The organism is Streptomyces sp. NPDC006463 (assembly GCF_042870715.1).
Classification (GTDB): Bacteria; Actinomycetota; Actinomycetes; order Streptomycetales; family Streptomycetaceae; genus Streptomyces.
In genome coordinates this window covers 127,861-138,141 of record NZ_JBIAHP010000017.1, presented here as the reverse complement: position 1 = coordinate 138,141, position 10,281 = coordinate 127,861, and the positions used below count along the sequence as shown (strand labels likewise).

Genomic DNA, 10,281 nt, shown 5'->3' with positions numbered 1-10,281 from the left:
CCGGGCCCCTACCCCCCCCCCCCGCGCCCCCCCCCCCGCGGGGTGGCGCTGCGGGGCCGCGCGGGCCCCCGCCCCGCGTGGGGGGGGGGGGGGGGGGGCCCCCCCCCCCGCCCCACGCGCATGCTCGGCTAGGCGCTCTTGAACTCCTGGCGCTGGCGGCCCAGGCCCTCGATCTCCAGCTCCACGACGTCACCGGCCCGCAGGTACGGCTTGGGCTCCGGCTGGCCCATGGCCACGCCGGCCGGCGTACCGGTGACGATGACATCGCCGGGGTACAGGGTCATGAACTGGCTCAGGTACCGGACGACCTCGCCGACCGGGAAGATCTGGTCCGCGGTGTTGCCGTCCTGCTTGAGCTCGCCGTTGACCCACAGCTTCACATCGAGGCCCTGCGGGTCCGGGACCTCGTCGGCCGTGACCAGCCAGGGGCCGAGCGGGGTGAAGGTCTCGCAGTTCTTGCCCTTGTCCCAGGTGCCGCCGCGCTCGATCTGGAACTCGCGCTCCGAGACGTCGTTGACCAGCAGGTACCCGCCGACGTGCGCACGGCCCTCCTCGGCGGAGCCCAGGTAGCGGGCAGTGCTGCCGACGACGACGCCGAGCTCGGCCTCCCAGTCGGTCTTCACGCTGCCGCGAGGGATCAGCACGGTGTCGTCCGGGCCGACCACGGTGTCCGCGGCCTTCAGGAACAGGATCGGCTCGGCCGGCGGCTCCGCACCGATCTCGGCCGCGTGCCCGAAGTAGTTCAGCCCGATGCCCACGATCTTGCCTATCCGGCCGACCGGTGCGCCGATCCGCAGCCCCTCGGCGTCCAGGACCGGAAGCTCGCCCGCTTCCGCCGCGTCCCGTACCCGGGAGAGGAGGGAGCCGTCGGCGAGGAGAGCCCCGTCCACATCCGTGATCAGGCCGGACAGGTCACGCAGGGTGCCGTCCTGGTCGAGCAGCGCGGGGCGCTCCGACCCGACGGGTCCGACACGCAGCAGCTTCATGGGCATTCTCCCGTGGTCGTGGGTGGTCGGCCCATGGGCGTGCCACGGGCCGGCCGATGGGTTGCGGCCATCGGAGGATTGGTTGATCCTCCAAGATGCCCGACCAATCCGCAAGACCCTGTTCACAGGCTGGAACGAGACCCGCTCATTCGTGTGAGCCAGCAGGGGTTCCTGGGAGGGAAGCGGACGGTGACTCCAGGTTGGCGCCATGACGGCATCAGCGGAGTCGGGGAGTCCGGGTACGCCCGGTACACCTTCCGGCTTCGCGTGTCGTCTACCGCCCTGTCGGCTCTGCTTTCGGAGTGGGACAAAGGTCGCTGGGTCTGGAACCAGTGCGTTTCCTATTCCCGGGCGGCGCACAAGGCCGGGGAGAAGTGCGGTCCGGCCTGGCTTGACAGGATGCTGACCGGCTGGCGCGGCGGTCACGAGTGGCTGCGCGCGGGTGCCAGCGTGCCGCAGCAGCAAGTGTCCGGGACTTCGCCAAGTCCCGGACCAAGGCGCTGAAGGACATCAAGGCAAGGATGCCGGTGAGTCAGCGGGCTGGCATGCCCCGCTTCAAGAAGAAGTAACTCGCCGACCCGACGCTCAACTACACGAAGTGCGGACTCCGATTGAAGGACGGTCGCCTGCACGTGGCGGGCGGTATATCGCTGACCCTGGTGTGGTCGCGCGATTGCCCGCCGACCCATCAAGCGTGCGCATTTACCGTGACAGCCTCGGCCACTGGTACGCCTCCTTCGTCGTCCCGGCCGAGGCGCAGGCATTGCCCGCGGCAGACGCTGTGATCGGTATCGACTGGGGTGTGGACCTCCCGCACGCCGAGCACGGGAAGAAGGCGGCCGGAAAGCTGGCCGGATATCAGCGGATGATGGCCCGGCGGAAGCCGAAGCGAGGGCAGGCCACCTCAAGGGGCTCGCCCGGCAGCGGCAGGACACCGCCCGCAAGTGGGCCAAACAAGTGGTGACGGACTTCGACCGGCTTGCGGTTGAGGACTTCCGGCCGAAGTTCCTCGCGAAGTCGTCCATGGCCCGCAAGGCGGCCGACGCGGCGATCACGGCCACCAAGCGCGAGCTGATCAACATGGCGCGCAAGCACGGCCGCGACCTACGCCTGGTGCACCCGGCGCACACCACAATGGACTGCGGACAGTGCGGAGCGAGAACCAAGCACGCACTGCCGCTGTCAGAACGTATCTACACGTGCACTGCGTGCGGAACCGTCTCACCCAGAGACAAGAACTCCGCACGCGTCATGCTCGTCCGGACAGGTCTCAACCCGGCTGGTGCTGATCGCGGAAGACCTGACGGACCGCCGGTCCCTCAGGCTGCGTGAGCCAGGAATCCCCCTCCTTCTAGGAGGGGGAGGATGTCAAAGGCTGGAACGCGCTGCTCCGGCAGCCCGGTGCTGGAGCCAGGCGCGCTCCGCCACCGACCACGCGGTGGTCGTCAGCAGGTAGAGCCCGGCGGCCAGCGGCACCACAGCGGCGGTGATCAGCGTCCCGAACGACAGCAGAGGCAGTACGCCGCCCAGCTTGCGCATGACCTCCTGCTGCTCGGCACTCAACTCGGCCACCGCCCCGGCGCCGGCCTTGGCATTGGCCTTGGCATTGGCACTGGCCTTGGCGTCGCCCCGCCCGGTGGGCGCCACCGGGGGCGCGGCAGCCGCCGACGCGGCAGCCCGGCGTCCCCGTACCGCGCTCCACGCGGCCACCACCGCGATCGCCGCGAACAGCCCGACGAACACCAGCCCCTGCGCGCCGAACAGGCCGCCCTCGCCCAGCGCCTCGGTCCACCGGGCCCCGAGCGGAGCGGCGAACAGCCGGTGCGCCAGCAGCTCGTCCGCCGAGGAGAAGGCCTGGTACATCAGGAAGAACACCGGCAGCTGCAGCAGCACCGGCAGGCATCCGGCCACCGGCGTCGCCCCGCGGAACGCGGCCCGGCTCAGCGGGTGCAGAGCGAGCCGTACGAGCACGGTGAACAGCACGATCGCGGCAGCGGTCGCGGACTCGGCCAGTACCGGCTCCAGCAGCTGGCCCAGCTCGACAACAAGATGGGTGAAAACGGACACGTGGGCCCTCCGAAGGGTCTCGTCGAACGTCGAAAGAGATGCGTTTCGGCGTGACGACCCGCGAGGGGCGACAACAGTGATCAGTCAGCAGAAGGCGTGAGGTACTGCGCGCCCCTACGCGGCCGTCGGGACGAGACGGCCGGGCGCCCTGGGCCGTGACCGGCCCGAAGCGTCGGGATCGCGCTGCGGCAGGAACGCCGTGCGCTGCTCGCGATCACGGATCGCGGTGCGTATTCGGTGCGGCGGCACGGGCCGCACCAGCCGCGCGGCGGCGGCCAGGGCCTCGGCTCCCACGGCGACGGTGACGGCAAGGGCGACAACGACCGCTCCCAGCCCACCCCCCTCGCCGGCGAACAGTCCGAGCACTCCCCCGAGCAGCACCAGCACGGGCAGCAGCACGGCCGCCGCCCACGAGGCCCGGGAGACGAACAGGAGGAAGCGCCGAGCCATACGGACCTCCCCCTTCCACTCCCGCGCACGAACCTCCGTACGAGATCCGCTACTTGCGATCGATACTAACCGGGCCCACTGACAACGGTCCGCGGGCGGGGGGTCAGGACGTGAGGGTCCCCCACACCACCAGCCGGTACTTGGAGGTGTACTCGGGCGTGCAGGTGGTCAGGGTGATGTACGCGCCCGGCTCGCTGTACCCCTGGTCCGGCTTCACCACGCTGCGCGGCACGGGCGCGATCACCCCGGTGTCGCGCTCGGTCGTCTCGTTCAAGACCTTCCCGACCACGTACGTATGACGCCGCCCCTGCACGTCGACGATCAGCTCGTCGCCCGCCCGCAGCCGGTTGATGTACCGGAAGGGCTCCCCGTGCGTATTGCGGTGCCCGGCCAGCGCGAAGTTCCCCTGCGCCCCGGGCCGTGCGGTCCCGGGGTACTGCCCGGCGTACCCCTTGTCGAGCACGGTCCGCTTGTCGACCCCCTGCGCTACGGGGACCACGAGGCCGAGCCGGGGGATGCGCAGGACGGCGTACGCCTGGTCCCGGGAGGGCCGGGCCGGCCCCGGCCCCGGCGCGCCGGCGGCGGGCGAGGGCGAGCGCGAGGGTGACGGCGACACGCCGTGCTCCGCGTCCCCGGAAGGAGCGGACGGCACGCCGGAAGGAAGGGCGCCGGGGTGTTCTTCGACCGGCGCGGAAGGGGAGCCGGCCCACTCGCTCTCCAAGGCCCTGACCTGCTCGCGCGCGGCGGCCGCGGCCTGCCGGTTGGTCCACCACACCTGGTGCACGACCAGGAGCGCCACCACCACGCCCACCGTGGTGATCACCTCGGCGCACACCCAAAGCGCCCGCGCGAGCACGTCCCGCCGCTCCTGCCCGCCGCGCCCCTGAACCACCACACGCATGTGATCCCGCACGGGCGGCACCTTAAGACCTCCCCCGTCAACTGACCAGCGGCAGTACGGTGTGAACCATGCGCCCCGACACGCCTGCCGAGCACATCGCCGAAGCCGAGCGCCTCATCCGCACGGCGACCCGCTACCCCGAGGACCAGGAGCCGTTGCTCCTCCAGGCCGCGGCCCACCTCGAGTTGGCCGACGCACGCGATCGGGCGAGCAGCTTGTACGACCAACTGCTCTCCGCTTCCCCCGCCAACCCGCCCCTGATCAAGGCCCTCCAGGCGGCGAACCTCTGGGAGTACGGCCACGAGGCCGAAGCCCGCGCCCTCATCAACGGCATCCGCGCCGCCGCGCCCAAGGACCCCGCGCCCTGGGAAGTCATCGCGGAAGCCCTGGAGACCCACGACGAACTGGAAGCCTCGCACGACTGCTTCACCGAGGCGGCGACCCTCCTCATCACGGACGACGCACCGCTGACCCCGGCCACCACCGCGCTCCTGACGGGCCGCCACCGCGTACGCCGCCTCCTCGCCCTCCCCCACGACGACTGGGACATGGTCGCCGACACCCGCCACATCGGCCCGATCCCCCTCGACGAGCTCCACGACCCCAAGCGCATCTGGGCCCTGGGCTCCGACGACCCGGCCGAACTCCGCGCCGAGATCGCCCGCCTGCGCGCCGAACTGGGCGACCGGCGCGCCGCGCTCTCCCGCCCCTTCCCCGTGGCGATCCTCCACTGGCCCCAGCGCGAGCTCGCCGAGCTCCTGACCAGCTACCCCACCCTCGCCGTGGAGTACCCCTCGCACGAGGCCCACCTGACGCAGGTGGAATCCTCCCTGCGCACCCTCGCCGCCTCGGGCACCACCAACCTCGGCATCGTCACGGGCAGCGTCCCTTCGTACGAGGCATTCGCAGCCTCGGAGAAGACCTCCCCGGCCTCCCCGTCCCTCCTGGCCGAATACGCCACCACCCTCGCAGCCCGCGGCAAAGCCACCCCCTGGCCCCCCACCCCCACCTCCCGCTGCTGGTGCACCTCGGGCAAGCCGTACGCGGAATGCCACGGGACCCCGGCCAGGTAGTCCGGTCAGGTCCAGCAAAACTCTCAGCGCACGCGCTCGTATCGCATTCCGGGCAGAGGTGTCTTGGGACTGCCTCAGACTGCCTCCATGCGTTAGCGTCATCTGACATCCGCTCAAATGGAGGTGAACCGTCCCCATTGGCGGATACATCCATCCCTGCGCCCCAGAGGTTTGCCGCACAAATGCCCTACTCACCCTCCGGCGACTGGCAGTTCGACATACCCACGCTGGGGAGCAAACAGCTTCCGCCCGCTGCCCGCTACGTCGAATCCCTGGCGCACCAGGGGTACGGATTCGAGGCGGCGATAGCCGACCTCGTCGACAACTCGATCGACGCGGGCGCCCGCAACGTCGTCATCAGTTTTCTGCGCGACAGCGACCGGCTCGTCAGCCTGCTGGTGATCGACGACGGCCATGGGATGGACGACTCCGCTCTCGACGTCGCCATGGTCGTCGGAGGCCGTGAAGGTTACGGCGAAGGGGCGCTGGGACACTTCGGAGCGGGGCTGAAGGCGGCCTCGCTGTCCCATGCGGACTCGCTGACCGTGATCAGCCGCACCAAGCGCAGTCCTGCCGCCGGAAGACGCTGGCTGACCGCCCAAGCGCAGCAGGACTTCAGCTGCGACATCGTGGACCCGCGGTACTGCCAGGATCTGGTCGACCGCTACGACGGGGTCATCGGATGGCACGGCACCGTCGTCCGCTGGGACGGCGTCCGTGCCTTCGACACCGTGCTCTCCGGCCAGAGCGACCGGTTCCTCAACGAACAGATCGAGAAGCTGGAAACCCATCTCGGTCTCTACCTGCACAGGTTCCTGGCCAGGGACGGGTTCCACATCGACCTCGTCGTGGAGGACGTCCGCACCAAGGAGGAGCTCGATCACCGGGGTGTCGAGCCGATCGACCCCTTCGGCTACCGGATCCCGGGGCGAGCGGGCTACCCGCGGACGTACTCGGCTCCCATCGAGGGCGTCGGCGAGGTCGCTCTTCAGGCTCACGTGTGGCCGCCCCGGTCCCGGCTTGTTTCCTTCCGGGGCATCGGCCCCCTGGCGGACCGGCAGGGCTTCTACATCTACCGTAATGACCGGCTCGTCCAAGCCGGCGGCTGGAACGGCATCCGCAGCTCGGAGACGCACCACAGCCTGGCCCGGATCGCGCTGGACCTTCCCTCGTCACCGAACGGCGTGTTCAGCCTGACCGTGAAGAAGGACGGGGTCAGCGTCACACCGGCGTTCGCCCGCGGTATCGAGAAGGCCACCGATGCGGACGGCCATCCGTTCGCCGCGTACGTGGCGGAAGCAGAAGCGGTCTATCGCGAGGCTGCGCGGCGTTCCACTGAAGTGCAGCGTACGAGTGCCGTCCCGCCCGGGAAAGGCATCGATCCCAAGCTCAAGCGCACCCTCCGGGACGAGCTGCCGCAGATCGAGGGCCAGGACCCCATCACCTTCCGATGGGAATCACTCCCGCCCGACGTCTTCTTCGACATCGATCGCGAGGAACACGCCATCCGGCTCAACAAAGAGTTCCGCCCGGCCTTCAACAGCGGCCGGAGAGCGGGGGCGAACGATGCGCCGGCGCTGAAGGGCCTGCTCTACCTCATGCTCGAAAAGAACTTCCGTCTGGGCCGGTCAAGCGCCCAGCGCAACGACGAGATGGCCTTGTGGAACAGCGTGCTGGTCTCTGCCGCGCGCTGTGAAATGTCTCGCGGACTGGAGCCGTAGCCCCTGTGACCGACCACCTGCTCAATCTTCACACTGACGTACTCGCCGCCATGCGCCGCGCTCCGAGGGGCTTCAGTCGGATCGCGGCCGGACTGTCGGAGACGGACGACGGCCATGACGCCGATCTGGACGTCTTCCGGGCTCGCCTCGCCGCGAGCGACCCGGGGCTCATCACGGTCTGGAGCCGCTCCCTGGCCCAGTGGGACGCCGCTCTGACCGCCGACTGGTCCAGCGCACCGCCCTGCTCGGACGCCCGGCGGGCCGACGCGTACGCGCTCCTGCGCTTCGATCAGGACGTGTCCGAGGCGCTGGACGCCGCGGTTCCCGTCGACAAGGGCCCGCAGCCCGTAGTGATCAGCGAGAGCAACCAAGCCTGGTACACCCGGGACAAGGCGCTGGCCCGGGCGTTCTACTGGCCGGCGTACGAGGACCTCCTGCGGAGCAAGGGCTGGAGCGAGAAGGCGGTCACCAGCCTCGGGGAGGCTGCGCACAACGTCGTCGAACGACTGTCGGACCCGGCACGACCGGAGGCGTACGCGGCCCGGGGTCTGGTCGTCGGTTACGTCCAGTCCGGCAAGACCGCCAACTTTACCGGCGTCATAGCCAAGGCGATGGACGCCGGGTACCGGCTGGTCATCGTGCTGGGCGGGACGCTGAACCTGCTGCGTGGCCAGACGCAGCGGCGGCTCGACATGGAGCTGATCGGGCAGGAGAACATCCTCCGCGGTGCGGATCCGGACGATCTCGACGCTCTGATCGGTGTCGACTACCAGGACGACGAGGACTGGCCGACGAAGTTCGTCTCGCACGGCGGCCGGCCTTCTCATCGCGGAGCGTTCGACATCGAACGCCTCACGACGAAGGACAAGGACTATCAGTCCCTGGAGCGGGGCATCCGGGCGCTCGACATCGAGAAGGTGGAAAAGGCCCTCCCGCTCCATGACCCGGCGAATCTGCATCACGCGGCAGCCCGCGTCATGGTGGTCAAGAAGAACAAGTCGGTCCTGACGAAACTCGTCAACGACCTCAAGAAGATCGGTCCGATCCTCGGCGAGGTACCGGCACTCATCATCGATGACGAGTCCGACCAGGCGTCCGTCAACACCACGAACCCGGCTAGCTGGGAAGAGGGCAAGGCCAACCGGTCCGCCATCAACGGTTTGGTCTGCGAGCTTCTGCGCCTGATGCCACGAGCCCAGTACATCGGCTACACGGCGACGCCTTTCGCCAACGTCTTCGTCGACCCCGACGACTCCGCCGACCTCTTCCCGCGCGACTTCCTGATCTCCCTTCCCCGCCCGGTCGGGTACATGGGGGTGGAGGACTTCCACGACCTGCACTCCGACGTACCCAGCTCCGAGCGGACGGTCGCCACCTCCCAGGAAGCCGCTCACGTGCGCGGCGTCGACAGCGGTACGGGGGACCGTCTGCTGGAAGCGATGGACGCGTTTGTGCTGGCCGGAGCCTTGAAGCTCTACCGCGTGGCGAACGGGTTTCCCGAAGGCGCCTTCCGCCACCACACCATGCTGGTTCACGAGTCGGTGCGCGTAGCGGACCACGCGGTACTCGCCGACCGCATCAAGGCGCTCTGGGATTCCTCGTACATGAGCAGCGAATCTCACCTCCGGCTGGCGGCTCTCTTCGAAGCGGACCACAAGCCGGTGTGTGAGGCCCGGGCCGAGGGTCTCCCCGTCCCTGGCTCGTACGAGGAACTGCGCGCCCACATCAGCCGCGCCCGGCAGCTCATCGCATCCGGCGGGAGTCCCGTCCTCGTCGTCAATGGCGCGAATGAAAAAGACTACGCGCAGCCCGGACTCGACTTCGACCGCACCCCGAACGTCTGGAAGATCCTCGTCGGCGGCACCAAACTGTCCCGCGGCTTCACCGTGGAGGGTCTGACCGTCACCTACTACCGCCGGATGACCCAGCAGGCCGACACTCTCATGCAGATGGGCCGCTGGTTCGGATTCCGCTCCGGTTACCGGGACCTCGTCCGCCTTTACATCGGCCGCGAGGAACCCTTCGGGAAGGACAAGACGCTCGATCTGTACGAGGCGTTCGAGGCGATCTGCCAGGACGAGGAGGCGTTCCGCTCCGAACTCGCCCAGTACGCGGAGATGATCGACGGCGAGCCCCAGCTGACGCCCTATGAGGTGCTGCCACTGGTCTCGCAGCATCTCGGTCTCGTCAAGCCGACGGCACGCAACAAGATGTTCAACGCCGAACTGACCGAGATCCGCTCGCCCGGGCGGCCTATCGAGCCGGCGGCCTATCCCAAGGACCCTTCGGTGATCGAGGCCAACGCCAAGCGCTGGCTCCCGCTCCTGGACGTGTTCGGCCGCTCTGCGCAGACGCTGGAGCTGCCGCCGGACGAAACCAGCCCTCTCACCCGGAGGTTCGAGGCCAAGACATCGCTGGTCCCTCATACCAGCCTGGTCAGCGTCCTGCGCAAGCTGGAGTGGGAAGGCGACAACCACTTCGCCCCACACCTCAGCTACCTCGCCAAGCTCGACGGCGAACTCGCCAAGGTGGACGACTGGCTGCTCGTCGCACCGCAGACGACATCGAGCCGGCGGGTGGAAGCGAGCGTGCTGGGGTCAGCGCCGACCTCGCTGGTCCGGCGCAGGCGCCAGTTCGAAAAAGTCGCCTTCGGCCGTATCTCCGGTATGGAACACCGCCGATGGGCCGAATCCGTCATCAGGGAGGCGGGCGAGGACGTCAGCAGCTCCCGCGCGGACGCATTGAGTGTGGGCCCTCGCACGGGCATCGTCCTGCTCTATCCGGTGGTCGACGCGACCAACGACGCGGGACTCCTGTCCGCCGTCACGGACGGTACGGCCGATCCCAAGCAGGTCATCATGGCGTTCACCGTGGTCTCCCCCACCACGGCCAACGACTCTTCCAATCGACTGCTCCGCTTCCGGGCAATACGTTCCGGCGGCACCGCCGAGTGACGAGGGCGGCCCGGCCCACGAGCCGGGCCGGCGCCGCCGCCCCCGCCCCCCGCGGGGGCGCGGCCCGGGCCGGCCCCGGCGCCGCCTGCCCGGGGAGCTCGCCGCCCCGGCCCGCATCCACGCGCGGCC

Annotated in this window: 7 protein-coding genes and 1 pseudogene; 4 read left to right on the top strand and 4 right to left on the bottom strand. The window is 69.3% G+C overall.

Going from position 1 to position 10,281, the window contains the following annotated elements; all coding sequences use genetic code 11:
* Positions 1-128: 128 nt before the first annotated feature.
* The gene (locus tag ACFYOB_RS28195) at positions 129-986 is read right to left on the bottom strand and encodes a fumarylacetoacetate hydrolase family protein (protein ID WP_388564073.1); all 858 of its coding nucleotides are present in this window, start codon (positions 984-986) and stop codon (positions 129-131) included.
* A 216-nt stretch (positions 987-1,202) separates the two neighbouring features.
* Between ACFYOB_RS28195 and ACFYOB_RS28190 the strand changes: the two are divergent.
* Positions 1,203-2,318: pseudogene (locus ACFYOB_RS28190) on the top strand (RNA-guided endonuclease InsQ/TnpB family protein).
* Positions 2,319-2,354: 36 nt separating this feature from the next.
* On the opposite strand, the gene ACFYOB_RS28185 reads toward ACFYOB_RS28190, so the two are convergent.
* The 3 genes from ACFYOB_RS28185 to ACFYOB_RS28175 form a co-directional block, all read right to left on the bottom strand.
* Positions 2,355-3,053: a YidC/Oxa1 family membrane protein insertase gene (locus ACFYOB_RS28185; protein ID WP_388564071.1), complete on the bottom strand. Its 699-nt coding sequence runs from the start codon at positions 3,051-3,053 to the stop codon at positions 2,355-2,357.
* 114 nt (positions 3,054-3,167) lie between these two features.
* Positions 3,168-3,503, bottom strand: coding sequence for a DUF6412 domain-containing protein (locus tag ACFYOB_RS28180; RefSeq protein WP_388564069.1), 336 nt, complete (start codon positions 3,501-3,503; stop codon positions 3,168-3,170).
* Positions 3,504-3,606: 103 nt separating this feature from the next.
* The gene (locus ACFYOB_RS28175; RefSeq protein ID WP_388564132.1) at positions 3,607-4,404 is read right to left on the bottom strand and encodes a class E sortase; all 798 of its coding nucleotides are present in this window, start codon (positions 4,402-4,404) and stop codon (positions 3,607-3,609) included.
* A gap of 68 nt (positions 4,405-4,472) precedes the next feature.
* Here ACFYOB_RS28175 and ACFYOB_RS28170 point away from each other — a divergent pair, with 68 nt between their 5' ends.
* From ACFYOB_RS28170 to ACFYOB_RS28160, 3 genes are all read left to right on the top strand, one after another.
* Entirely contained in the window at positions 4,473-5,477 is a 1,005-nt protein-coding gene (locus tag ACFYOB_RS28170; protein WP_388564067.1) for an SEC-C metal-binding domain-containing protein, read from the top strand.
* A gap of 182 nt (positions 5,478-5,659) precedes the next feature.
* A complete protein-coding gene (locus ACFYOB_RS28165; protein WP_388564065.1) occupies positions 5,660-7,198 on the top strand; it encodes an ATP-binding protein in 1,539 nt (512 codons plus the stop codon).
* 5 nt (positions 7,199-7,203) lie between these two features.
* Positions 7,204-10,152 (top strand): Z1 domain-containing protein, encoded by a 2,949-nt coding sequence (locus tag ACFYOB_RS28160; RefSeq protein WP_388564063.1) that lies wholly within the window; start codon positions 7,204-7,206, stop codon positions 10,150-10,152.
* The last annotated feature ends 129 nt before the right edge of the window (positions 10,153-10,281 follow it).